This is a genomic window from Pseudomonas sp. PAMC25584 (assembly GCF_058135675.1).
The window spans coordinates 3,383,378-3,406,658 of sequence record NZ_CM176870.1; the positions used below are offsets into that span (position 1 = coordinate 3,383,378).

The following is a 23,281-nucleotide window of genomic DNA, read 5'->3' on the forward strand; positions in this document are numbered from 1 at the left end:
GGACCGTCTCTTGTCCAACCCAACTCCTCAACCGGCCTCGCCGCCCCGCGCCTTGCGTTGGGCGGTGGCCGGCTCGGTGGTCGTGATGATCGCCGCCGGTGGCCTGTTCTACTACGCCTCGCAAATGGCCGCAGCCAAGCGCCAGACCCATCACGATGAAATCGTTGTGACCATTCATGGCCACGCCTGCGAACCCAACGCGCTGACCGTTCCCGCCGGGCGCGCGAGCTTTCGCATCATCAACCGCTCCGACCGCGCGGTGGAATGGGAAATCCTCGACGGCGTGCTGGTGCTCGAAGAACGCGAAAACATCGCGCCGGGCCTGAGCCAGGTGATCAATGCCAAGCTGTTGCCGGGCGACTATGCAATCACCTGCGGCCTGTTAAGCAACCCGCGCGGCACCCTGCATGTGACGCCCACGGCGGAATCCGACGCCCAAGCCCAGGCCAAGCCGTCGATGGTGGCGTTTATCGGTCCGTTGTCGGAATTTCGCGTGTACCTGAGCAGCCAGGGCAACGCACTGGTCAAGGCCGTGACCGCCTTGCAGCAAGCGATCGATGCGGGTGATCTGGCCCAGGCTCAGGCGCTGTACGTGCCGGCCCGCGAGGCTTACCAGCGCCTCGCCGCAGCGTCGCAACGCCTGGCGGAACTGGATAACGCGATCAATGCCCGTGCCGATTATTTCGAAAAGCGTGAGCAGGACCCGTCCTTCAGCGGCTTCCACCGCCTCGAATACAGCCTGTTCCAGCAACGCAGCCTCGATGGCCTGGCCCCGCTGGCGCAGCGCCTGGTGAACGACGTCAGCAGCCTCAAGCAACAGTTGCTGGCGCAGTCGCTGCCACCGGAGCAACTGGTGAGCATTGTGGTGCGCAACCTCAACAGCCTGGCCGACGTGCGCGCCGCCAGTGGTGAGGAAGAACGCTACAGCCATATCGACCTGAACGGTTTCGCCGCCAACCTGGACGCTGCGCGCAAGGTCGTGGACCTGATGCGTCCGCTGCTGAGCAAGTCCGCCGCCGACCTGTTGCCGACCATCGACACGGCCCTTGCAGCGTTCGAGACGCAGCTCAATGGTTTGAAAGTCGACGGCCAGTTCAGCCGCTACGACCGTGTTACCGCCGATCAGCGCAAGCAGATCGCCGACAAGGCCAAGGCACTGGCCGCCGCACTCGATGGAATCGACCCCGCCCTTGGCCTCTCCGGCCTGCAGTAAAGACGAGCGCACACATGAGTGATTCACAACCGTTAGACCTTCAACGCCGCCGCGTCCTGCTGGGCATGGCCGCCACCGGCGCCGCGATTGCCGGCAGCACCTTGAGCTGCCCGGCCATGGCCGCTGCCGCCGAGCAAGTGACCACCGCACCGCGTAGCGACAAGACCCAGGACCATCACGATTTTTTCGGCAAGCACCAGAGCGGCATCGTCACCCCGCGTCCGGCCTGCGGCATGCTGGTGGCCTTTGATGTCCTGGCCAGTGATCGCGAGGATTTGGAGCGGTTGTTCCGCACCCTCAACGAACGGATCAGCTTCCTGATGACGGGCGGCAGCGTGCCGCAGGTCGACCCGAAACTGCCGCCCACCGATTCGGGCATCCTCGGCCCGGTGGTCACGCCGGATAACCTGACCATCACCGTATCGGTCGGCGAATCGCTGTTCGATGAGCGTTTCGGCCTCAGCGCCGTCAAGCCCAAGCGCCTGATCCGCATGCTCGGCTTCCCCAACGATGCCTTGGAAGCGGCGCAGTGCCACGGCGACCTGAGCCTGCAATTTTGCTCCAACACCCCGGACACCAATATCCACGCCCTGCGCGACATCGTGAAAAACCTGCCCGACCTGCTGCTGGTGCGCTGGAAGCAGGAAGGCAGCGTGCCGCCGCAGGCGCCCGCCCGCCCCGGCGAGCCCGCGCAGAGTGCGCGCAACTTCCTGGGTTTTCGTGACGGTTCGGCCAACCCGAATTCCAACGACGCCAAGACCATGGACCAGATTGTCTGGGTGCAGCCCGGCAGCGACGAGCCGGCCTGGGCCGCCAATGGCAGCTACCAGGCGGTGCGGATCATTCGCAATTTTGTCGAGCGTTGGGACCGCACGCCGCTGCAGGAACAGGAAAGCATCATCGGCCGCATCAAGCCCACCGGCGCGCCCATGGGTGGCCAGCACGAAGCCCAAGTGCCCGATTACAGCACAGACCCGCAAGGCAAGCTGACCAAGCTCGATGCGCATATCCGCCTGGCCAACCCGCGCACCCCGCAGACCCAGGCCAACCTGATCCTGCGCCGGCCGTTCAACTACTCCAACGGCGTCAACAAAAACGGTCAGCTCGACATGGGGCTGCTGTTTATCTGCTACCAGGCTGACCTGGAGAAAGGTTTTATCAGCGTACAAACCCGGCTCAACGGCGAGCCCCTGGAGGAGTACCTCAAGCCAGTCGGCGGCGGGTATTTCTTCACCTTGCCGGGTGCGACGGGACCGAAGGATTTCATCGGGCGCACGCTACTTGCTGCAACGCACGTTCAACCTCCTGCCAACACTTAAAGCGGAAACCGTCCCATGAAGAAGTCGACTCTCGCACTGTCGTTGTTAATCACCCTCTCGCCCCTGGCTGCCTTCGCCGCCACGGCGCCGCTGGACCTGGTAGGCCCGGTGTCGGACTACAAGATCTACGTCACCGAACAAATCGCTGAGCTGGCGACCCAGACCCAGGCGTTCACCGACGCCGTGAAAAAAGGCGACCTGGCCACCGCCAAGAAGCTGTATGCGCCGACCCGCGTACATTATGAGGCCATCGAGCCGATCGCCGAGCTGTTCAGCGACCTCGATGCCTCTATCGATTCGCGTGTCGACGACCACGAAAAAGGCGTGAAGGCCGATGATTTCACCGGTTTTCACCGTATCGAGTACAGCCTGTTCGCCGAGAACACCACCCAAGGCCTCGGCGCCCTGGCCGACGGCCTGAACAAAGACGTCAAAGACCTGCAGGCCCGGGTCGCCGGCCTGACCTTCCCGCCAGAAAAAGTCGTGGGCGGTGCCGCAGCCCTGCTCGAAGAAGTCGCCGCCACCAAGATCTCCGGCGAGGAAGACCGCTACAGCCACACTGACCTGTATGACTTCCAGGGCAACATCGACGGTGCGAAGAAAATCGTCGATCTGTTCCGCGGCCAGATCGAGAAACAGGACAAGGCCTTCCTGGCCAAGGTCGACAAAAACTTCGCCAGCGTGGACAAGATCCTGGCCAAGTACAAGACCGCGGATGGCGGCTTCCAGACCTATGACAAGGTCAAGGAAAACGACCGCAAAGCCCTGGTGGGCCCGGTCAATACCCTGGCCGAAGACCTGTCGACCCTGCGCGGCAAACTCGGCCTGAATTAAGCCATTGAGGCCTCGCCCAACCGTCGGTACCCGTCCAGCGGTGTACCGACCGCCAAGCCGTTCTGCGGATTGACCGCGTACCAATGCTCGCCCGCCTGCACCGCTCGAACCGGCACGCCATGATTGTGCCCTTGATGAGCTGTGGCCTGCGGCGAGCCATTGGGGGTCGCCGTGGAACGATCCAACGCCGCTCGCACGCCAAAGAAGGCGCGGAGCTTTTCCTGCGCCACAAGCATGTTCGCGAACGCCGAGACATTCGGCGCGTGGCTCAACACATGGGGCAAGGCGAGCACGCCTTTTGCACCATTGACCAGCAGATCGGCAGCGCCATCGATCGGATTCAAAAACGCGCTGACCACGGTCACCCCCTTTTCCGCCACGCGAAAAGCCTTGGCGCCAAAGGGCGCAACCGCCTTTGTGGATTTGACCAACGCGCGCACCGACGCCCCTGCGCCGCCTAGAAACGCGCCGACAGTATCGATCAACAACCCCCGCGTGCCCTCGATGATATTGCCCTTGGCCAGGTCCACGACGGCCCCGACAAACGGAATCATACTCAGCAAAATGCTGTCGTTGCGTTGCGACACTTCCCGCTGTTGCTCAAGGGGCAATTGGCCCTGGGCATACTTGAGCACACTGTCGCGGTGATGAATGAAATTGCCCTGCATGATCCGGTCGACAATCGCTTGGCTGCGCGGCGACGCAAAGCTGTTCGGGACCGCCGCCTGGACGCTGCCATCTGCGGACGCAGGGGCGGCCGGCAAGGTGTCACCCAACCGGTCGATAATGATGCCGGGGGACGACACGCCCGACCGGGGCAAGGCGTCGCAGGTGTAGGCGGTGAAATCGAACGGTTCCACTGCGCCATTTTGCAACCGAACCGTCGAGGGCGCCCAACGCCCATAGGTTCGCTGCGTCTCCTGGAGGGTGCCACCCAGCGTCAGTTGGTCGGGCAAATCCTCACGCTTAACGATCAGCATCTTGGCCGGGAACACTTCAAAGTAGCTGATCACCCCGTTGTAGTCACAGCGGATCAGCGTGCCTTTGCGCCCTCGGCGCTCTTCGATTTGCGCAGATGTCTGATCCAGCGTGGGCACCCCGTCGACGTGTTCGCGCAGGGCAAACAGCTCGACGGTGCCATATTCCAGGGCCTGGCGATCAGCCAGGGGCAAGTTCGCAAGCATCCTTTTGGTGGTGGTGCCCAACCCTTGCTTGAGCTTCCCCAGGTAGGTGTCGACTTCACTCGCCACTTGCCCCGGCAGACTCGGCAAGCGGTTGATCTTGGCATTCAAGGCGCGCACGTTTTTTACGATGGCGGCTTGTTCGGCGCGGCTGGGGCGTGCGTTTGAAAAGGGCGTTCTTGCGCCGCCAACGACGCCAGGAATGTCTGCGTCCAGCAACATCCAGCGGTCTCTGACCAGATCGCCGGTCATATAAGTCTCGATCAGCGAACGGGTTTTGGGTTCCGACACCTTCATGTTACGGCGCTCGTCCGGGTCCGCAATGTGGACCTTCAACGCTTGCAACTGTGGGCCGCTGAGCGCCGGGAAAACCTTCTGCAAATTTGCAGTCGCCTGATCCCGGCGTGTCGGCAGCGGTGCCTTGAACGTCATTAGGGCTTGCAGCAGTTGCTCGCGCTGGGCCTGAAAGGCTTCGCGGGCTTGCTGGTAGTGCTGCCCTGTATAGCGACCATCTGCCGTCTTGGCGTAGATCCCCTGCATCAGGCCCCAGTCCAGCAATACATCGACACCGTGGTTATCCAATACGGCCGCCTCGTGCGCATTGCGCGGATCCAACCGGGCAAGCGCCATGACCTCCTGGTAACTCATCGCGCGCGAGCTCCCGGTGCCGCCTTGACGCTCGGCAAAGGTCACCCCCAGGCGCAAGTCCGCCCATTCTGCGGAGCCCATGCGCAGCGTGGATGGAACATCCCGAAGCAGAAACTCGGGGGCGGCAGCGGCCAGAAACAGGTGCGCTAACAGGGGCGCGACCTTGGGGTCCAGCGCGGTTTTTTTCCACAGGTGCGTTTCGATATCGGTGCGCACCGAGGCCAGCGTCCGGCCATTGTTGGCAGGTTGATAGATGTCATAACCAGCAACCGTCCCGGGGCGCCCCGGGGCGTCGGGATCAATTTGCAGCATGATGGCCGCCAGCACCCACTGCTTGGCTTCGAGCGTCGAGAGTTGATCGGCGCCGGACGCGCCCTGGAAATGTCGGTTACGCGCCACGGCCCTGCCCCAGTTCAACACCACGGGGCTGCTCAGGACCTCGTCAAGGAAGCGATCGGCGTCGGCACGCAAGGTACCGGCGGTGTTGAGCGCAAGCACCCCGCGGATATCCAGGACACGCAACAGGTTCAGCGCAGGCTTATTGCCAGGAGTGTCGTCATCGCTCAACTCAGCCACGAAACGTTTATCGGCGTCGGACAATACCCCAGGAGCCCACTGGCGCGTGATCAATGGCGCGTAATCGCCCAGGGCCGGCGCCGGCGGCAGCGCAGCGTCGAGCCAGCGCAGGATATTGCGCACCTCCCGCGCCGTCTTCGGCACCGGCAACCCATGGGACGCCAGCACCTCGCTGACCGCCGCCTTGTCGGCGCCGTCAATCGCCAGCGACGAGGTGTAGCTGATCGGCGTTTGCACGCCGGACAGCAGCACCTCGTCCTCATCGGAGAGGTGACGCACGAGGTCACTCAAGCTGCCCGCTAGATGCACACGTTCGTCCATGACGTCGATGGCTTTTCTGGCGGTCAGGGTGCGTTGTTCCAGACGCCCTTTTACCTGCGCCGACAAGGCTGACCAGTCCGCTGTCGAAAGCGAATGGCGCACCGCCCCCAGTTCATCGGCAGTGTTCGGCGGGGTGACGTCGTACCCGTGCAAGACCGTGTTGCGCGACAAGCCTTCGCTCTCTGGATGCACATACGCGAGCCCGTTGCCGGTCACATCCAAGGCGGCTGCCGCAGCGCGCAACCTGGCGCTGACCTGCCACCAGCCGGACGTGTCGCTCAACGTGAAGGTCTTTTGTGTCGCTACGCCGTTATCGACGACCCAACCACTGATCGAGTCCGGTTTCACCACGACGGTATCAAGGCTCAGCCCTTTGCTGGTGATCCAGGCCCGCATTTGGGCAGTATTGAAGGCACTGCGCAGGGCATCGAAACCTGCATAAATCGTGGCGCCATGGGGAATCGGGACGGTCGAGTCCGGCAACTGACGCAAGGCCGAGGAAATCAACGCGGTGTGTAACTGACGATCGGCATCCGCCGACGTTACCGGCGCCGGCGGCAAGGTCCATTGTGGGCCCGTAATGGCCGGTAGATCGGGCGCCGCCGCGCGTCGGGTGCGCACAATAGTCTCGGGGACAGGGCCGCTAATCGGCGCTGGCGCGACAGTCAGCGACGGCACATTTGAGGGATGGGCATGAAGAATTGGGGAGACGGGTGACATTTCTAGTTCCTCTCTACCAGTGAATGGCAAGAGTTCTTGTCCTTAAGAACTGTCGAGAGAAAACATACCCGCCTGGGTCACAGTTGCGTGTAGGCGAACTCTCAAGGCTTTGAAGGCAGCAAGAGAGTTCGTTGCGCGATCCCCGTGTTACAGAATGCGATACAGCAACCGCTCAATCCGCACCCGGCTGACGCGACGCAGGAATTTGCCGACCGCTTGCGGGTAATCCACCAGGGTCTGTAACTGCTGATAACCGTCGATGCGCGTGGTGTGCTGGAAAATCTGCGCCAGCTCGGTCCGTCGTGGCTCCAGCCACTCGCTCTTGGGATCATCGATCAACAAGGCGTTTTCCAGATCAAGACGGAACGCGCGCGGGTTGAGGTTGTTGCCGGTCAGCAACGTATAACGCTGGTCGACCCACATGCCTTTGAGGTGGTAGGTGTTGTCGCCGTCATGCCACAGATGCAGGTTCAACTGGCCGCTGTCGATCATCGGCTGATGGCGCTTGGCGAAGCGGCGCAGGCTGATTTCGTAAAGGTACGGCAGGGCCGCAATCACCTTGAACGGCTCGCTCGGCGGGATGTAGAAGTCGTTGGCCGTCTTGTCGCCGACGATGATGTCGATCTTCACCCCGCGCGCCAGGGCGCGGTTGATTTCCCGGGTCACCGGCAGCGGCAGGTTGAAGTACGGCGTGCAAATGGTCAGTTGGTGCTGGGCGCTGGCGATCAGTTCGAGGATCACCCGGCTCAAGGGGTTGTTCTTACCGACACCGAGCAAGGGGCTGACCGACAGGTGGCCGTTGGGCAACAGGCCGGTCGTGGTGTCGTAGGCAGCGTGCTTGAGGCGACTGCGCAGGTCGCCGATATCATTGCGCAGGCTGCGGGTGGTCGGCGGGTTGGGCAAGTCGAGGCGATGCACCGCCTTGGACGCGATCAGCCCGTGCTCCACCAGGTGTTGCATCGAATCCGCCAGCGGTGCGCTGTGGATCAGGTGGTAACGGTCGAAGCGGTACTTGTCGAACTTGTGCAAATACACGTTGTTCAGGCTGGCGCCGCTGTACAGCACGCTGTCATCGATCACAAAGCCCTTGAGGTGCAATACGCCGAACAGTTCGCGGGTCTGCACCGGCACGCCGTACACCGGCACCTCAGTGGCATGGCTTTGGGTCATGGCCTGGTACCAGGCGCTGTTGCCCGGCTGTTTGCCGGCGCCGATCAACCCGCGCTGAGCGCGCAGCCAATCGACCACCACCACGATGTCCAGCTCCGGGCGTGCCGCCTTGGCCGCGTGCAAGGCGTCGTAGATCTCCTGCCCCGCCTCGTCCTGCTGCAAGTACAACGAGACGATGTAGATACGCCGGGTGGCCTGGGGAATTTTCTCCAGCAGGCAACGGCGAAACGCAGCGGCGCCGGAAAGCACCTCAATCGCCTCGGTGGAGAGTGGGAAACCGCGCAGTTTGGGCAACAGAGAACGTTTGAAGAACGACGGCATAAGGCTCGCAATGGGTCGAATCCGAAGAGGTCCAGAGCTTACACCATGGGGGTGCTCAGGTCTCGTTGCGCGGCATGGAAAATACCGATTGACTAAGAAGAACGATCGTTCTACTGTTCTCGGCATGAACGATATAAATCACAATGAAACCCGCGACATCATTCTCGACGTTACCGAGAAGTTGATCTATCGCCATGGCATCGCCGCCACCGGCATGGACCTTCTGGTGAAAACCGCCGGTGTCTCGAGAAAAAGCATCTACCGCTATTTCGCCAATAAAGACGAACTGGTCATCGCCGCCTTGCAACGTCGCGACGCGCGCTGGATGCACTGGCTGCGCACCGAGGTGGAACGCAGTGAAGACAGCGGCGAGCGCCTGCTCGCACTGTTCAGCGCGCTCAAGGCCTGGTTCGGTTCGGCGGACTTTCGCGGCTGCGCGTTCATCAATACCAGCGGCGAAACCGGCGACCCGCAAAACCCGGTACGCCTGCTGGCGAAGGCGCATAAACACACACTCTTCGAGTACCTGCTCAAACTGTGTCAAGCCCATGGCACGCCCGACCCGCAACAGCAGGCCGCGCAACTGCTGATCCTGATCGATGGCGCGATTACCGTGGCCCTGGTGACGGGCGATGCAACCGCGGCGGATACGGCGCAATGCATGGCACGAACGGTATTGGGACTTTAAACCCACAGGCCTCGCACTTTCGATCAACCCTTATTGTTTTAAGGAACTGCCCAATGCCATCCCCTGCAGAAACACGCCCGCCCCTGCCGCCGTTTACCCGCGAGTCGGCCATCGAAAAAGTCCGCCTGGCCGAAGATGGCTGGAACTCCCGCGACCCGCAACGGGTGTCCCTGGCTTATACGCTGGACACGAAGTGGCGTAACCGCGCCGAATTTGCCTACAGCCGTGAACAAGCCAAAGACTTCCTCAGCCGCAAATGGGCCAAGGAACTGGATTACCGGTTGATCAAGGAGTTGTGGGCGTTCAGCGATAACCGCATCGCGGTGCGCTATGCCTACGAATGGCACGACGACTCCGGCAACTGGTTCCGTTCCTACGGCAATGAAAACTGGGAGTTCGACGAGCACGGCTTGATGGCCAACCGCTTTGCCTGCATTAACGACATGCCGATCAAGGCCAGCGAGCGCAAGTTCCACTGGCCGCTGGGGCGGCGCCCGGATGATCATCCGGGGCTGTCGGAGTTGGGACTCTAACCTGTAGCCGCAAGCGTGAAGCTTGCGGCTTATTGCTCAATCCTGGTTCAAGCCCACTCGATACAACACCCCATCATCCTCATCGGTCAACACATACAAAAAGCCATCCGGCCCCTGCCGCACGTCGCGAATCCGCGCATTCAAGCCGCCCAGCAAGCGTTCTTCATGGATCGCCTTGTCGCCATCGAACTGCAGGCGAATCAGCTCCTGGCTCGCCAGTGCGCCAATGAACAGATTGTGCTGCCACGCCTTGAAGCGGTCTGCATCGTAGAACGCCATGCCACTGATTGCCGGGGATTTCTCCCACACGTGGTGTGGCGCCACAGTGCCTTCAACCGCCTTGCCCTTGGCCTCGGGGATCGGCGTCAGCGAATAATTGATACCGTGGGTCGCCAAGGGCCAGCCGTAGTTTTTGCCGCGCTCGATGAGGTTGATTTCATCGCCGCCACGCGGCCCGTGCTCGTTTTCCCAGAGCGTACCGCTCCACGGATTCAGCGCCAGGCCCTGCGGGTTGCGCTGGCCGTAGGACCAGATTTCGGGGCGCACGCCCGGTTGGCCGACAAAGGGGTTGTCATCCGGCACGCGGCCGTCCGGGTAGATCCGCACCACCTTGCCTTGCAGCTTGTCCAGGTCCTGGGCGGTGGGCCGGTCGTTGTTTTCACCCAGGCTGACAAACAGATAGCCGTCACGGTCAAAGGCCAGGCGCGAGCCGAAGTGATTGCCGGTGGAGAGCTTGGGCTCCTGGCGCAGGATCACCTTGAAATCGTGCAAACCGCTCAGGTCATCCGCCAACCGCCCGCGGCCAACCGCGGTGCCAGCCATGCCGCCCTCACCGCCACCTTCGGCATACGACAGGTACACCAGGCGGTCCTGCTTGAAGTCCGGCGACAGCGCCACATCGAGCAATCCGCCCTGGCCCTTGGCCCAGACCTGCGGCACACCGGTCAGCGGTGCAGACAACTTGCCGTCCGGGCTGACGACCCGCAGGTGGCCGGGACGCTCGGTGACGAGAAAGCCTTGTTTGTCCGGCAAAAACGCCACAGCCCATGGGTGATCCAGGCCTATGGCGATCGGCGTGGCGCTGATGCTGCCTTGTTCACTGGGAAATTGCTGGGCCTGGGCGGCATACACCGTCGTCAGCGGCAATAAGGTGCTTGCGCAACAAGCGGCGAGCATGGTTTTGCGTAGAAACATAAGACGGGGTCCTTACCGGCACTCAAGGCCGGCGATTGCCGTTGGCGTCAACCGTGGGGGCTTTGGTTTCGGTCGCGGGGCGGCTGGGCGCGGCCTCGCGTTGCGGATAGCGATTGCCGATGCCGCCGTTTTCCAGGGTCGGCGTGCGCGTGGCCGGCCCGGTCTGGATGCCGCGAACCGCCGGCGCATTGGGCTGGGTGCCCTGCATACTGTTGGGATTGGCGCGGTGGATCGGGCTATTGTTGGCGTCATTGCTGCCGGGCAGGTTTTGCGCCTGGACACTGGCGCAAAGCACCAGGCCTAGCGCCAACGCTGCAAGATGTCGCACACGGGTGTTCATGACAAAGCCTCTTAGGACGAGGAATACGTGCTTTCGATACCACGCTACGCTTTGGGTTCGGCTTTGGTAACTAAATAGTTTCTCATCAGATGTAACTGGTTCTGTCTGGGTATCCGCCCGCCGAAACTTTCGCCGAGCCCTGCGAGTCAACGGAACACAGCCTTTACTCAAGACAACATCATGGTTCTGGTTATGAAGAAGGCCAAAGCAGGCAAGATCGAAGACGTGGAATCCAGCGAAGCGCGCAAGCCTGCGCTGACGTTCGTGGTCCAGAAGCACGACGCGCGCAATCTGCACTACGATTTTCGCCTGGAACTCGATGGCGTACTCAAGAGCTGGGCCGTGCCCAAGGGTCCCAGCCTCGACCCCAGCCAGAAACGCCTCGCGGTGCAGGTCGAAGACCACCCCTTGAGCTACGGCAGTTTCGAAGGCCGCATTCCGGCCGGCCAATACGGCGCCGGCGATGTGATCGTCTGGGACCGCGGCATTTGGCAACCCCACGACGACCCACACACCACCTACGCCGCCGGCAAACTGGAATTCACCCTCGTCGGCGAAAAGCTCTCAGGCGACTGGGCCCTGGTACGCACCCACCTCAAAGGCAACGGCGACAAGGAACAGTGGCTGCTGATCAAGGAAAAGGACCGGCACGCCCGCCCGGCCAGCGACTACGACATCACCGAAGCCCAGCCCCTGAGCGTGCTCAGCGGTACCTGCGTGGGGAACGCCAGGCCCACGCCCGGGCCTGCCGGTGTCGGTGCCGGTGCCGGTCAGTCGCGATGAGTTGAAGGGATTGCGTGGCGCCCAGCAGTGGACGGTCGCCAACCTGCAACAGCGGTTGCAGGGTTTGAAGGAGAACCCGTGGGCGGGTTATGCCAATCGGCAGACGCTCAGCAAGAAGATGTGGGACACGTTGGGCGCGACGCCACCGCAGTGAGTCGCGCCGCTTCGAGCCTCAGATCAGGATGAAGATCAGCGCAAACACCGCGAAGATCGCCCACTTTTCCAGGTAGTAGCGTGTGCGATTGCGCTTCTTGAGTTCCTTGCCGCGCAGGCGGATTTTGTACAAGCGGGTAAACGCACGGTTCAGGCCGCCGGTCTTGTCGCCTGCGTCGTTGGGCGAGCCTGCAGCCGCCACGACAGTGCGGCTGAACCAGCGATTGAACGCGGCCGCCCAGCGGTACTTCATCGGCCGCTCGACGTCACAGAACAGAATGATGCGGTTTTTCTGGGTGGCGTTTTCCGCGTAGTGGATATAGGTCTCGTCGAACATCACCGGCTCGCCATCACGCCAGGAGTAGTTCTCGCCATCCACATTGATGTAGCACCCCGGATCGTTGGGGGTGTCCAGGCCCAGGTGGTAGCGATAGGAGCCGGCGTAAGGGTCACGGTGGCGCACCAGCTTGGAGCCCGGTGGCAGCTCCGCGAACATCGCGGCCTTGACCGAGCCAATGCTCTGCAGCAACTCGGTGGTGCGCGGGCACAGCTTCATCGCCGAGGGGTGGCTGTCGCCGTACCATTTCAGATAAAAGCGCTTCCAGCCAGACTTGAAGAACGAGTTGAAACCCACGTCGTCGTATCGGTCCGAACGCTTGATCGCGCCCGCCTGCATCAGATTCCGGGCTTCCTCGCGAATTTCTTCCCAATGCTCCTGCAGTGGACTCAGGTCTGGGAAGTCGCTGGGTGAGAGATACGGTCGGCTGCGCAGCTTGGAGAACAGGTAGAGAAAACAGTTGACGGGCGCCAGGAACGTGGAGTGATCGCTAAGCTGGCGGCTCAGTTTATGCCGCACCCGGCCACGCAGGTGGACATACGCAATGGAGGTAACGTAGAGGACAACAATGATAAGTTTCAATGGATTTGGTCACAAGTCAGAAGAAAACCGGCTGCTCCTGCGTGCCCACAACGGCCGAGGTTGGATAGCAGCACATGAAATCACAATTCAAATACAGGCGGCACGACCGACGGATAACCGTCCGGCACATAGCCATCACCCAATATTTAGCCACAGTTTGTAACAAAACGTTAACTAAGAATTGTGAAAAGCTGTCTACTGATTGTATTTGGAGGGGGACATGCGGGCTTGTCATGGGACAAGCCCTCTCGCGTTAAACGTTACAGCAGCGGCTGGTCATCCTTGCGCTCACGACGGGAAAAACGCCCGTCTTCCAAGGTCGAACAAGGCAAGGTTTCGCGCCGGGCCAGCACAAAATGGCGGACCAGTGCGACGAGCAAGCCGAGGATTAACCCCGCGACCAGGCTCAAGGCGATCACCAAGGCTTTTTTCGGTTTGATCGGCGCCAACGGCTCTTGGGCGCGGCGGTCGACGGTGACCAGCTTGAGGTTGCTCATGTCGATGTTGAGGTTGCGCAAGCGCGCAACTTCGGCACGAAGCGGTTCAACATCCTGCAGGAATATGTCTTCATTCCCACGCTTGCGCAGCACCTCAACCTCACGGTTGACCTCCAGCAGTTGCAACTCCTTGCCGATCTCGGCGACGCGAGGGTTGGTGAAGTCGTCACTGGTCCGCTGTTGTAGCGCAACGCGCTCGGCTTCAAGGGCTTCGGTGCCGAGGAAGTAGAGCGGGATCTTCTGGTTGTTGACCTCGGTACGCATCACCTGGCTCGAGCCCCCTCGCGAAGCATCAGCCATGGAAGACGGCGTAGTCGGTGTCTTGATCCCCATGGACTTGGCGATGGCAATGGCTTCCGACAATTCCGCCAGGCGGTTGTTACGCTCCATTTTCATCTGCAGGCGCAGGGCACTGAGCTCATCTTGCAACTGGGCGCGCTTGAGGCGGTCATCTTCCAACAACTTAGCGATCTTCGATTCCTTATCGGTATCGTAGTTGGCGCGCGCGGCGTCAATCTTGCCTTTGAGTTCATTCAGGCGGTTATTGACGATCACCTTGAGGTCTGCACCGACCTGTTCGCGCTCCGCCGCAATGGCGTAGTCGACAAAGCCGTTCAGAATCGCCACACCGTCCACATCGGCCGGATACTGCAACTCCAGTCGGATATAACTGCTCAACGAGTCGGCCTTCTTCGGGTCCGGCAGAATCAAGTTGACCGAGTTGCGGTTGAAGTCTTCAAAAGAATGCTCCAGGCTTTGCCCAGGTTTCTGGAACGCGGTGAACAATTGCTCATGGGATTTGAAAAAGCCCAGCCTCGCCTCATAAGAGTCCAACTGCGCGCCCACTTTCGACAACGCATCGGCCGGTGGCAGTTTGTAGACTTCGGAACGGTTCAATGCATCCAGTTCGTTGATCGCCGCCGGGCGCAAGACACTGCTGACCTCATATGTGCGCGGCGCCAGGAAGGCATAGCCGACTCCAAGCACGCCTGCCAGAACCGTACACCCCACTACCCGTTTTTTTTGCTGCCAAATCGAGTGAAACAGTTCAAGCAGGTCGATTTCATCTGAAGAGCCAGAGGCAGTATGCGGGGACGTTCGATTCAAAATGAAAGCACCTTAAAAATGATACTAAACGGCCATCACCGCCAAAAACCTGAAAATCAAGTAAAGGATCAGGGACAACGCCCTGAAGCCCACAGAGCAGGCCTACCAATCCCTATCTGACCACTCAGCCAGACGAAAAATCCCACGCAATTAAAGTTTGTTTCCCTTCAAAAGCGATCATTGCCACCAACGTTCATCAAGTAAGAATATTCTTGTCACAAGAGTAGTCAAAAGTTTGTTAAATAGCTGTTGGCGCACGAAAAAATCGAGATAAAAGCCTGATAACACGACAATTCCGACAGATAAACCTGTGCATACCGGGCTTTTTCTGACCATTCGGTCGCGCTATCACCTATTAAGCCTCAACAAAAAGGAATTTGTATGACATCCATTTCCGACCCGGACTACCACGCCCTGCAGGGCACATGGGAGCAGATCGCGCTCGAAGACAGCGGCGTGCTCAACCCTCCCGACGCCCACAGCGCGCCCGGTGCAGTCACCATCATTACCGGCGACCACTTTGAAGTGCTCACCATTGATGGCGAGCGGCTATTGGCCGGCCGATTCTTCCTGGACAGCGCCACCCACCCCAAAAGCATCACGTGGATCGATGCCATGGGTGACGACGCGGGCAAGGCACTGCCGGCCAGCTACCGCCTGGAAGGAGACGAATTTGTGTTCATTGCAGCAGATGAAGGCATGCCGCGACCGTGGGTATTCAGCACCGGCCCCGGGCAGACAATGCGTACATTCGTGCGTCGATCCTGAGCCCCGCGCCCATCTGAACTTGCCACGGGATTTTCACAAGACCTTCACTTTCGGGTCTATAGGGTGAAGCCTACCTACTCCAGTGAATCCCTTGGCCCGCCTCCCCCGGTGGGCTTTTTTTTTGCGCGACAGGCAGTTCAGGGAAGGCGCTTGGTCGCCGTCAGGGTAAAACACAGCGGCAACTGGGCCGCCTGATCCTCGTACTGGTCATAGAGTTCTTCGCGATTTGAATGCGGGTACTCTTGCAGATGACCGATCTGCAACCCCGCCGCAATCGCTGCGCTGACCACGCAGCCCAGCGTGTGTACAAACCAGTAGGACGTCGGCCCCTCGACAGCGCCCTGCCCTTCATAGACGATCGACTCTTGCAGCACAAAAGGCTCACGCTGGAAGTACGAACTGGCCGGCAGCAGCGGATTGGCCGCCAGTGGGTCGAACACTTCCAGGAACGGGTGGGTTTCGTACATTACCAGGGTGCCACCGGGCTTCAGCGTTGTAGCGACCTGACGCATAAATAGCGCTACATCCGGCATCCAGCCCAATACACCGATGGTGACCAGGGCGATATCGAAGCATGCATGCAGGCGCTCGGGCAGATGGTGGATATCGGTTTCGATGAACTCCGGGCTGTGGGGTGAACGCACGGCCAGTTCCTGGGCCTGCTGGAGAAAGGCGCTGGATTGATCCACGCCCACTACCGCGCGTGCGCCCAGGCCGAATAACGACAAGCTTTCGCGCCCGTTGTTACAGCACAGTTGCACCACATCCTTGCCGGCAACACCGACGTCTTGCAGCAAGGCGGTGAGGGTCCGATCCAGACACGAAAAACCCGGCTCGGCGACCGAGTCCAGCAGCGCCCTCCAGGTATCCGTGTCTTTGTGCAGTCTGGCGGATTCGTCCCAGGCGTGCTTGTTGCTGGCAATCGCCTGCTGGGCTGAGGGCATGTCCATTGCTTCTCCAGAGAGTCAGTTACAGCGAGCTATGGAAAGTAAGCCAATTGCCTGTCAGATGAAACCCTCGGAGGGGGCGAACTTATTTCGAGGCCCGTAGGTCATTACCCCATCGAATGTTCAGTCCCTAAACACGCCGCGCGCGAAGATCACCATGCCCCATCATTCTGACCTGCGTACCACTTTGTCCCTGGATAGCCTGAATTTCTTTCTGGCGGATGTCCGCGATGGCCTCGGCCCTTACCTGGCGATTTACTTGTTGGCGGTACATAAATGGGACCCAGCCAGCATCGGCGTGGTCATGACCCTGGCAGGCATCGCGGCCCTGTTGGCCCAAGGCCCGGCGGGCGCGCTGATCGATCGAACACGCCGTAAACGTGCAGTGATCGCGGTTGCCGCGTTACTGGTGACCGCCAGTTGCCTGGTACTGCCCTACGTCAGCACATTCGGTTGGGTGGCGCTGACCCAGGCGGCCAGCGCCGTCGCCGCTTCCGTGTTCGCCCCAGCGATTTCGGCGATCTCCCTAGGCATCACCGGGCCGCGCGCCTTCACTCGCCGTACCGGACGCAACGAAACGTTCAACCACGCCGGCAATGCCGTGGCCGCCCTGTTGGCGGGCGGGCTGGCTTATCTATTCGGGCCGGTGGTGGTGTTTTACCTGATGGCGTTTATGGCGCTCGCCAGTATCGTCGCGGTCTGCTGCGTATCGGCGGCGACCATCGACCATGAAGTCGCCCGCGGCTTCGACCCCGCCCACCACAGCGACCATGAGCAGCCTTCCGGGCTGAAGGCGCTACTGGCTAACCGCCCGCTGCTGATGTTCGCCATCTGTTGCGCGCTGTTTCACCTGGCCAATGCGGCAATGCTGCCGCTGGTCAGTCAGAAGCTTTCACAGATCGACCTGCAAATGGCCACGCCGCTGACCTCGGCCTGCATCGTCGCCGCACAATTGGTGATGGTGCCGATGGCCTGGCTGGTGGGGGCCAAGGCGGACGTGTGGGGGCGCAAGCCGTTGCTGCTGGCCGGCTTCATGATTCTGCCACTGCGCGGCGTGCTCTATACGGTGTCCAGCGACCCTTATTGGCTGGTGGCAGTGCAGATGCTCGACGGCATCGGCGCCGGCATTTTCGGCGCGCTGTTCCCGGTGATCGTCAAGGACCTGACTCAGGGCACCGGGCGCTTCAACGTCAGCCTGGGCGCGCTGTCCACAGTGTTTGGCCTGGGTGCGGCACTGAGCAGCAGCCTGGCCGGCTTTGTGGTGCAACAGGCCGGTTACAACGCCGCCTTCCTGACCCTCGCCTGCGTCGCGACGCTGGCATTGGCGCTGTTATGGCTGGCCATGCCGGAGACGTTGGAGAAACCATCTTTCGCGTGCCACACCCGTGTCGCCTGAGGCATTTGCGCTCTCAACTCTGCTCTACCGCAGGTATGGAGCAACGAAGTTCTCATCCAAAACCCTTCAAGGCCCAGGTTGTTCCGGAACGCCTGCAACCGAGCGCGACGACGCTATCGAGCGTCGCCATTCGCCACGGCATCAGACGGCCAACGGTGTGCGGGCGCTTACGAAGAGGGTGCCAAGCGCTGGCTGAACCTCTTATCGCGCCGGCAATGTTTCCGTGAAGGACGTTTTCACGCACACACAACCGGGGAGCGCAACTACAGAGCTGCTCGCGCATAAGTGCGTGCCTTTTTGAATCAGCAATGAGTGTTGCGCTTACCCTCAAGCAGTAGTGTTGACCACCGATCCGGAGCTTTGGCCACCTTCAGCGGTTACGGCCTGCAGCAAAGCAGCGGTCGCTGTCTGCAACGCAGCCGAAGTGGCCGCAATCTGCGATTGCGCCGATGCTGCAGAAGCGGCTTTGGCTTCAGCACTTTGGTTGCTGGACTGTACCTTCTGCAAAGCTTGCTGCTGCTGTTGAAGTTGCTTCTGTAGCTTCTGAATTTGTTTCTTCAGCTCTTTTACGGTATCGGATTGCTGGGTGCCCGAGGCAGACTGCCCACCAGCGCCCGCTGTGGTTTTAGCGTTCGCTGAGGAGCTAGCGGCCGTGCTGCTTGAAGCGGCAGGCTTGGTGCTGTCGCCGCTGATGCTAGCCGCTTGAGCCATTGGTACCGAGGATGAGCTGTTAATATTAACAATCATGTTACACACCCGATCATAGTGTAGAGATACAAGTATATCGGCCACTCCGCTGAATACTTGAATGTGGCGTTTCGCTGTTCTGGCGCTAACCCATCGCTACGGCTTAATTTTTCAGATCATTACGGGCTCCAGGTTCGCGTTCCCAGTGATGCTGCCGCGCAGAAAGTCGCCCTGACTGCCCGTAACATCTCCCAAGAACGGGCACTCGGCACCCGGTTCGTTATGAGTGAAGCGCACGGTACTGGCGGCGGGCCCCACTATGGCCGTAGGTGCGCAACCTATCAGCCCAAGCAATACGGTGGACAAACTGGCACTAATGAGGATACGCAGGAGGTGCATGGACATGGTTCCTGTCTTACCAAAATGAGGCTGCCCTTTTGGATAACCTGCTAGGGCTTTAAGCCTGTGCAGTATCAAATTTTGCTGGAACAGGAACTGTATTAATAAGTAGTTTTTGCTTGTGAATCTGTAAACAATGGCTGTACGAACGAAGGCACCATTCCCGCCCTCACGGCGCCCTCCCCCCAAATAAGCGAAGCGTGCGGATGTGTGCTCGGACGATGCTTGAAACGCCGTTGATTTTCCCGCCGTCGACGCATTCGGAGTACGTGAGTCAGACGGCCGACCTACGCAGCGATGGATTCCAACACCCAAAGCGTTGAACATCCGTCGTCGACCGCCATACAACTGTCGTCACACCTATGCGACAATATGCATTATGTCTGGCATGAACCCCGCCTTCATTTCCCAGCAGCTCGGCCATAGCGTGCAGATGCTGCTCTCGACTTATGCGCGCTGGATCAACCCAAGCTCGGACTGGAGCGAATCGGAAGAGCTCCAGATTGGTCCCAAATTGGTCCCAGCTCAAATAAGCGCACCCTAAGCTATTGATAGGTAAAGTAATTGATCTCCACAGCTAACATCACCATGCAGTTCGGCGCCAAGCCGCTCTTCGAGAATGTCTCGGTCAAATTCGGCGCCGGCAACCGTTATGGTTTGATCGGTGCCAACGGTTGCGGCAAGTCGACCTTCATGAAAATCCTCGGTGGCGACCTGGATCCGTCCGGTGGCCAGGTCATGCTGGAGCCGAATGTGCGCCTGGGCAAACTGCGCCAGGACCAGTTCGCCTACGAAGAATTCACCGTGCTCGACACCGTGATCATGGGCCACGAAGAGCTGTGGAAGGTCAAGGCCGAGCGCGACCGTATCTACTCGCTGCCGGAAATGAGCGAAGAAGATGGCATGGCCGTGGCCGAGCTGGAAACCGAATTCGCCGAGATGGACGGCTACACCGCCGAATCCCGCGCCGGTGAACTGCTGCTGGGCCTGGGTATTCCCCTGGAACAGCACTTCGGCCCGATGAGCGAAGTCTCCCCAGGCTGGAAACTGCGCGTGTTGCTGGCCCAGGCGCTGTTCTCCGACCCTGAAGTGCTGTTGCTCGACGAACCGACCAACCACCTGGACATCAACACCATCCGCTGGCTGGAAAACATCCTGACCCAGCGCTCCAGCCTGATGATCATCATCTCTCACGACCGTCACTTCCTGAACAGCGTGTGCACCCACATGGCTGACCTGGACTACGGCGAGTTGCGCCTGTTCCCGGGCAACTACGACGAGTACATGACCGTGGCGACCCAGTCCCGCGAGCAACTGCTGTCGGACAACGCCAAGAAAAAGGCGCAGATCTCCGAACTGCAATCCTTCGTCAGCCGCTTCTCGGCCAACGCCTCGAAAGCCAAGCAGGCCACTTCCCGTGCCAAGGCGATCGACAAGATCCAACTGGCCGAGGTCAAGCCTTCGAGCCGCGTGAGCCCGTTCATCCGTTTCGAACAAACCAAAAAGCTGCACCGCCAGGCGGTCATCATCGATCGCATGGCCAAAGGCTTCGACGGCAAGCCGCTGTTCAAGGACTTCAGCTTTCAGGTTGAAGCTGGCGAGCGCGTGGCGATCATCGGCCCGAACGGTATCGGCAAGACCACCCTGCTGCGCACCCTGGTCAACGAACTGACGCCGGATGCCGGTAGCATCAAGTGGACCGACGCGGCCGAGCTGGGCTACTACGCCCAGGACCACGCCCACGACTTCGAAAACGACATGAGCCTGTTCGACTGGATGGGCCAGTGGGCACAGGGCGAGCAAGTGATCCGCGGCACCTTGGGCCGCATGCTGTTTTCCAACGACGAGATCCTCAAATCGGTCAAGGTCATCTCCGGTGGTGAGCAAGGTCGCATGCTCTTCGGCAAGCTGATCCTGCAAAAGCCGAACGTGCTGATCATGGACGAACCGACCAACCACTTGGACATGGAATCCATCGAAGCGCTGAACCTGGCGCTGGAAAACTACCCAGGCACGCTGATCTTCGTCAGCCACGACCGCGAGTTCGTATCGTCCCTGGCCACCCGCATCATCGAGTTGAGCGCCAGCGGCGTGATCGACTTCAGCGGCACCTACGACGATTACCTGCGCACCCAAGGCGTGGTGTTTTAAGCACAGCGATTAGCTGTTAGCGCCAAGCAGCAAGAAAAAGCCCCGTCCACTGTGATGGGGCTTTTTGTATCTGTACGGGTCAGCCGGCTTAATACTTAGCCTGCTTTCTTTTCTCCCAAGCCCTTGCGATGATGCCCTCACCGCCCTCCCGCGAACGAGTGCTCATGTCTGCCGCCGCCCCCAGCTCAGTGTCGATCACCCTGCAGATCGTCTCCATCGTCTTCTATAGCTTCATCGCCTTTCTCTGCATCGGCCTACCGATCGCGGTGATCCCGGGCTACGTGCATGAGCAACTGGGCTTCAGTGCGGTGGTGGCCGGGATGACCATCGGTTCGCAATACCTGGCCACCCTGCTCAGTCGCCCCATGGCCGGGCGCATGTCCGATACCGTGGGCACCAAACGTGCGATCGTGCTGGGCCTGGCGGGCATCCTGCTCAGCGGTGTATTGACGTTGCTTGCCACACTGCTGCAGAGCCTGCCGCTGTTGAGCCTGGGCATCCTGATCGGCGGTCGTTTGTTGCTTGGCGTGGCCCAGGGCCTGATCGGCGTAGGCACCATCAGTTGGTGCATGGGCCAGGTCGGCGCCGAGCACACGGCGCGCTCGATTTCCTGGAACGGTATCGCGTCCTACGGCGCCATCGCGATTGGCGCGCCGCTGGGGGTGGTGATGGTCGCCGAATATGGCTACAGCAGCCTCGGTATCGCCCTGTCGGTGTTGGCGGCGTTGGGCCTGGTGCTGATCCGCAATAAACCATCGGTGCCGGTGGTGCGCGGCGAGCGCTTGCCGTTCTGGGCGGTGTTCGGCCGCATCGCACCGTTTGGCGCCAGCCTGTGCCTGGCGTCCATCGGCTATGGCACCCTGACCACCTTTATCACCCTGTACTACCTCAATCGCGGCTGGAAAGGCGCAGCCTATTGCCTGACGGTATTTGGCGTGTGCTTTATCGTTTCGCGCCTGGTGTTTATCTCAGCCATCAGCCGCTTTGGCGGCTTCAGGGCGGCGATTGCCTGCATGGTCATCGAGACCCTGGGCCTGACGCTGTTGTGGCTCGCGCCGTCTACCGGCGTGGCGTTGGTCGGCGCAGGGCTGACGGGCTTTGGTTTATCCCTGGTGTACCCGGCGCTGGGCGTGGAAGCGATCAAGCAAGTGCCCAGCAGCAGCCGTGGCGCCGGGTTGAGTGCATACGCCGTGTTTTTCGACCTGGCCCTGGCGATTGCCGGGCCATTGATGGGCGCGGTGGCGTTGAACCTCGGCTACGGCTGGATCTTCTTCTGCGCGGCGCTGCTGTCGCTCACTGCGTTGGGCGTGACCTTGCTGCTCAAGCGTCGCGCTTACTGATCCGCCGTTTGCAAGCCGGCACGGGTGGACCGCCCGAGGGTCTGAGTGAAAAAGCGCCCGGCTTCGGAGCTCAGATCGCGGTGAATGCCTTCGCGGTCGACGCCATCGGCATCGGTGCAGATCGCCGGCATCAGCGCCAGTTGAGCGCTGTCGCAGGGCGCCATGAACACGAAATGCCCGGCCCCGGCCAGCAGCTTGAAGTCCGGCGGCTCGGGCAGCTTGCGCGCCAAAGCGGCGGCGTTCTTGTCCACAGCCACCAGCTTGTCGCCATCACCGCTATAGAGCAGCACCGGCACGTGGACGTCGGCCAGGGTGTGGCGGCCGAACATCAAACTCAGCGGCGCCATCAACATCAACGCGTGAATGCGCGGATCGGCTTGTGGCTGCAGGTCATCACGGTCCACCACCAGTTCGCCTTTGGTGGTGCAGGCGTCGCGATCTTCCGGACGTTCCTGGCAATAGCGGCGCAGGCGCGCGAAATCGGGCTTGGCTCCCGCCAGGATCAACGCGGTTTCGCCACCGGCCGAATAGCCGATGACACCTACCTGGTCGACGTTGACGAACGGTGACAGCATCGGGTCGCCCAGGGTCGCGGTGATCGCTTCGGAAATCTGGATCGGCCGCCCATACAAGTTGCTCACCGTGCCCAGGCGGCTGTGATCCTTGTAGTTGTCGCCGGGGTGCAGCACCGCCACCACCACAAAACCCTTGCGTGCCAGGGAGGTCGCCAGGTCATGCAGGGCCAGCGGCGTACCGGTGTTGCCATGGGACAGCATCAGCATCGGGAAACGGCCGATAGCGATCTTCGAATCTTCCGTCGCCTCCACATGATAGCCACCCACCCGGGTGGTGTGCTCAAGGTCGGTGGACGGATAGAACGCGATGGCTTTCATCGGCTGCAGATCCAGCGGGTCGAGAAAACTCATGCGGTGAAAGCCCACACTCCAATGCGGGTGCGGCGCAGGGGCAGCGTGCACTGAAACCAGGCTACCGAGCAGGGAAAGAACCAAAACAGCACAAAGACGCATCATGAGGATGTCCACCTTTGCTGCGCGATAACCGGCATGTCTATTTAA

General features: G+C 60.7%; 20 protein-coding genes and 2 pseudogenes. 12 read left to right on the forward strand and 10 right to left on the reverse strand.

The window, feature by feature from the left end; translation table 11 throughout:
* The first annotated feature begins 10 nt into the window (after nucleotides 1–10).
* The 3 genes from efeO (ACS5Q8_RS15405) to efeO (ACS5Q8_RS15415) are packed head-to-tail and all read left to right on the forward strand — an operon-like array spanning nucleotide 11 to nucleotide 3,366.
* Complete coding sequence (efeO, locus tag ACS5Q8_RS15405) at nucleotides 11–1,213, forward strand: iron uptake system protein EfeO (protein WP_426099884.1); 1,203 nt, start codon at nucleotides 11–13, stop codon at nucleotides 1,211–1,213.
* 14 nt (nucleotides 1,214–1,227) lie between these two features.
* Complete coding sequence (efeB, locus tag ACS5Q8_RS15410; RefSeq protein ID WP_426099885.1) at nucleotides 1,228–2,532, forward strand: iron uptake transporter deferrochelatase/peroxidase subunit; 1,305 nt, start codon at nucleotides 1,228–1,230, stop codon at nucleotides 2,530–2,532.
* Nucleotides 2,533–2,547: 15 nt separating this feature from the next.
* Nucleotides 2,548–3,366, forward strand: a complete 819-nt coding sequence (gene efeO, locus ACS5Q8_RS15415; protein WP_276193186.1) for an iron uptake system protein EfeO — start codon at nucleotides 2,548–2,550, stop codon at nucleotides 3,364–3,366.
* Here efeO (ACS5Q8_RS15415) and ACS5Q8_RS15420 read toward each other — a convergent pair.
* Nucleotides 3,363–6,713, reverse strand: a complete 3,351-nt coding sequence (locus tag ACS5Q8_RS15420) for a hypothetical protein (RefSeq protein ID WP_465159106.1) — start codon at nucleotides 6,711–6,713, stop codon at nucleotides 3,363–3,365. The two genes, efeO (ACS5Q8_RS15415) and ACS5Q8_RS15420, sit on opposite strands and share 4 nt — an antisense overlap.
* Before the next feature lie 246 nt (nucleotides 6,714–6,959).
* Nucleotides 6,960–8,303, reverse strand: a complete 1,344-nt coding sequence (gene pssA / locus ACS5Q8_RS15425; protein ID WP_426099888.1) for a CDP-diacylglycerol--serine O-phosphatidyltransferase — start codon at nucleotides 8,301–8,303, stop codon at nucleotides 6,960–6,962.
* Between the two features lie 124 nt (nucleotides 8,304–8,427).
* Here pssA and ACS5Q8_RS15430 point away from each other — a divergent pair, with 124 nt between their 5' ends.
* The gene (locus ACS5Q8_RS15430; RefSeq protein ID WP_465159107.1) at nucleotides 8,428–8,991 is read left to right on the forward strand and encodes a TetR/AcrR family transcriptional regulator; all 564 of its coding nucleotides are present in this window, start codon (nucleotides 8,428–8,430) and stop codon (nucleotides 8,989–8,991) included.
* Between the two features lie 53 nt (nucleotides 8,992–9,044).
* Nucleotides 9,045–9,524 carry a nuclear transport factor 2 family protein gene (locus ACS5Q8_RS15435; RefSeq protein WP_443694190.1) on the forward strand — a complete coding sequence of 160 codons (480 nt, stop codon included), beginning with the start codon at nucleotides 9,045–9,047 and terminating at the stop codon, nucleotides 9,522–9,524.
* Nucleotides 9,525–9,560: 36 nt separating this feature from the next.
* On the opposite strand, the gene ACS5Q8_RS15440 is transcribed toward ACS5Q8_RS15435, so the two are convergent.
* Nucleotides 9,561–10,718: a PQQ-dependent sugar dehydrogenase gene (locus ACS5Q8_RS15440; protein ID WP_443694191.1), complete on the reverse strand. Its 1,158-nt coding sequence runs from the start codon at nucleotides 10,716–10,718 to the stop codon at nucleotides 9,561–9,563.
* Nucleotides 10,719–10,740: 22 nt separating this feature from the next.
* Nucleotides 10,741–11,058, reverse strand: a complete 318-nt coding sequence (locus ACS5Q8_RS15445; RefSeq protein WP_426099892.1) for a hypothetical protein — start codon at nucleotides 11,056–11,058, stop codon at nucleotides 10,741–10,743.
* A gap of 252 nt (nucleotides 11,059–11,310) precedes the next feature.
* On the opposite strand from ACS5Q8_RS15445, the pseudogene ACS5Q8_RS15450 reads away from it, so the two are divergent.
* Nucleotides 11,311–11,796 (forward strand): annotated as a pseudogene (locus ACS5Q8_RS15450) (DNA polymerase ligase N-terminal domain-containing protein); the annotation flags it as partial.
* Nucleotides 11,797–11,821: 25 nt separating this feature from the next.
* Nucleotides 11,822–11,995, forward strand: coding sequence for a hypothetical protein (locus ACS5Q8_RS15455; RefSeq protein WP_426099893.1), 174 nt, complete (start codon nucleotides 11,822–11,824; stop codon nucleotides 11,993–11,995).
* A gap of 18 nt (nucleotides 11,996–12,013) precedes the next feature.
* Here ACS5Q8_RS15455 and lpxO read toward each other — a convergent pair whose 3' ends face one another.
* Nucleotides 12,014–12,913: a lipid A hydroxylase LpxO gene (gene lpxO, locus ACS5Q8_RS15460; RefSeq protein WP_276193196.1), complete on the reverse strand. Its 900-nt coding sequence runs from the start codon at nucleotides 12,911–12,913 to the stop codon at nucleotides 12,014–12,016.
* Between the two features lie 260 nt (nucleotides 12,914–13,173).
* The gene (locus ACS5Q8_RS15465) at nucleotides 13,174–14,517 is read right to left on the reverse strand and encodes an LPS O-antigen chain length determinant protein WzzB (protein WP_465159108.1); all 1,344 of its coding nucleotides are present in this window, start codon (nucleotides 14,515–14,517) and stop codon (nucleotides 13,174–13,176) included.
* 381 nt (nucleotides 14,518–14,898) lie between these two features.
* Between ACS5Q8_RS15465 and ACS5Q8_RS15470 the strand changes: the two genes are divergently transcribed.
* Nucleotides 14,899–15,285, forward strand: coding sequence for a TIGR03067 domain-containing protein (locus ACS5Q8_RS15470; protein WP_276193198.1), 387 nt, complete (start codon nucleotides 14,899–14,901; stop codon nucleotides 15,283–15,285).
* Between the two features lie 137 nt (nucleotides 15,286–15,422).
* Here the strand turns inward: ACS5Q8_RS15470 and ACS5Q8_RS15475 are convergent, their stop codons facing one another.
* Nucleotides 15,423–16,235 carry a class I SAM-dependent methyltransferase gene (locus ACS5Q8_RS15475; RefSeq protein WP_465159109.1) on the reverse strand — a complete coding sequence of 271 codons (813 nt, stop codon included), beginning with the start codon at nucleotides 16,233–16,235 and terminating at the stop codon, nucleotides 15,423–15,425.
* A 154-nt stretch (nucleotides 16,236–16,389) separates the two neighbouring features.
* On the opposite strand from ACS5Q8_RS15475, the gene ACS5Q8_RS15480 reads away from it, so the two are divergent.
* Nucleotides 16,390–17,628: an MFS transporter gene (locus ACS5Q8_RS15480; RefSeq protein ID WP_465159110.1), complete on the forward strand. Its 1,239-nt coding sequence runs from the start codon at nucleotides 16,390–16,392 to the stop codon at nucleotides 17,626–17,628.
* A gap of 327 nt (nucleotides 17,629–17,955) precedes the next feature.
* On the opposite strand, the gene ACS5Q8_RS15485 is transcribed toward ACS5Q8_RS15480, so the two are convergent.
* Both ACS5Q8_RS15485 and ACS5Q8_RS15490 read right to left on the reverse strand, forming a co-directional pair.
* Nucleotides 17,956–18,375 (reverse strand): hypothetical protein, encoded by a 420-nt coding sequence (locus ACS5Q8_RS15485; protein WP_276193201.1) that lies wholly within the window; start codon nucleotides 18,373–18,375, stop codon nucleotides 17,956–17,958.
* Between the two features lie 111 nt (nucleotides 18,376–18,486).
* On the reverse strand, nucleotides 18,487–18,720 hold the full coding sequence (locus ACS5Q8_RS15490; RefSeq protein WP_426103129.1) for a DUF4156 domain-containing protein: 234 nt from the start codon (nucleotides 18,718–18,720) through the stop codon (nucleotides 18,487–18,489).
* 215 nt (nucleotides 18,721–18,935) lie between these two features.
* On the opposite strand from ACS5Q8_RS15490, the pseudogene ACS5Q8_RS15495 reads away from it, so the two are divergent.
* The 3 genes and pseudogenes from ACS5Q8_RS15495 to ACS5Q8_RS15505 form a co-directional block, all read left to right on the forward strand.
* Nucleotides 18,936–19,258 (forward strand): annotated as a pseudogene (locus ACS5Q8_RS15495) (site-specific integrase); the annotation flags it as partial.
* Nucleotides 19,259–19,278: 20 nt separating this feature from the next.
* A complete protein-coding gene (locus tag ACS5Q8_RS15500; protein ID WP_276193202.1) occupies nucleotides 19,279–20,865 on the forward strand; it encodes an ABC-F family ATPase in 1,587 nt (528 codons plus the stop codon).
* A gap of 164 nt (nucleotides 20,866–21,029) precedes the next feature.
* Nucleotides 21,030–22,205: an MFS transporter gene (locus tag ACS5Q8_RS15505; protein ID WP_426103131.1), complete on the forward strand. Its 1,176-nt coding sequence runs from the start codon at nucleotides 21,030–21,032 to the stop codon at nucleotides 22,203–22,205.
* Here ACS5Q8_RS15505 and ACS5Q8_RS15510 read toward each other — a convergent pair.
* Nucleotides 22,199–23,236: an alpha/beta hydrolase family protein gene (locus tag ACS5Q8_RS15510; RefSeq protein WP_276193204.1), complete on the reverse strand. Its 1,038-nt coding sequence runs from the start codon at nucleotides 23,234–23,236 to the stop codon at nucleotides 22,199–22,201. The two genes, ACS5Q8_RS15505 and ACS5Q8_RS15510, sit on opposite strands and share 7 nt — an antisense overlap.
* Nucleotides 23,237–23,281 lie beyond the last annotated feature (45 nt).

Bases quoted from the DNA above. Each gene is read 5' to 3' on its own strand.
- efeB (WP_426099885.1), top strand. From the start codon at position 1,228: ATGAGTGATTCACAACCGTTAGACCTTCAACGCCGCCGCGTCCTGCTG.
- efeO (WP_276193186.1), top strand. From the start codon at position 2,548: ATGAAGAAGTCGACTCTCGCACTGTCGTTGTTAATCACCCTCTCGCCC.
- pssA (WP_426099888.1), bottom strand. From the start codon at position 8,303: ATGCCGTCGTTCTTCAAACGTTCTCTGTTGCCCAAACTGCGCGGTTTC.
- ACS5Q8_RS15430 (WP_465159107.1), top strand. From the start codon at position 8,428: ATGAACGATATAAATCACAATGAAACCCGCGACATCATTCTCGACGTT.
- ACS5Q8_RS15435 (WP_443694190.1), top strand. From the start codon at position 9,045: ATGCCATCCCCTGCAGAAACACGCCCGCCCCTGCCGCCGTTTACCCGC.
- ACS5Q8_RS15440 (WP_443694191.1), bottom strand. From the start codon at position 10,718: ATGTTTCTACGCAAAACCATGCTCGCCGCTTGTTGCGCAAGCACCTTA.
- ACS5Q8_RS15445 (WP_426099892.1), bottom strand. From the start codon at position 11,058: ATGAACACCCGTGTGCGACATCTTGCAGCGTTGGCGCTAGGCCTGGTG.
- ACS5Q8_RS15470 (WP_276193198.1), top strand. From the start codon at position 14,899: ATGACATCCATTTCCGACCCGGACTACCACGCCCTGCAGGGCACATGG.
- ACS5Q8_RS15475 (WP_465159109.1), bottom strand. From the start codon at position 16,235: ATGGACATGCCCTCAGCCCAGCAGGCGATTGCCAGCAACAAGCACGCC.
- ACS5Q8_RS15480 (WP_465159110.1), top strand. From the start codon at position 16,390: ATGCCCCATCATTCTGACCTGCGTACCACTTTGTCCCTGGATAGCCTG.
- ACS5Q8_RS15485 (WP_276193201.1), bottom strand. From the start codon at position 18,375: ATGATTGTTAATATTAACAGCTCATCCTCGGTACCAATGGCTCAAGCG.
- ACS5Q8_RS15490 (WP_426103129.1), bottom strand. From the start codon at position 18,720: ATGTCCATGCACCTCCTGCGTATCCTCATTAGTGCCAGTTTGTCCACC.
- ACS5Q8_RS15505 (WP_426103131.1), top strand. From the start codon at position 21,030: ATGTCTGCCGCCGCCCCCAGCTCAGTGTCGATCACCCTGCAGATCGTC.
- ACS5Q8_RS15510 (WP_276193204.1), bottom strand. From the start codon at position 23,236: ATGATGCGTCTTTGTGCTGTTTTGGTTCTTTCCCTGCTCGGTAGCCTG.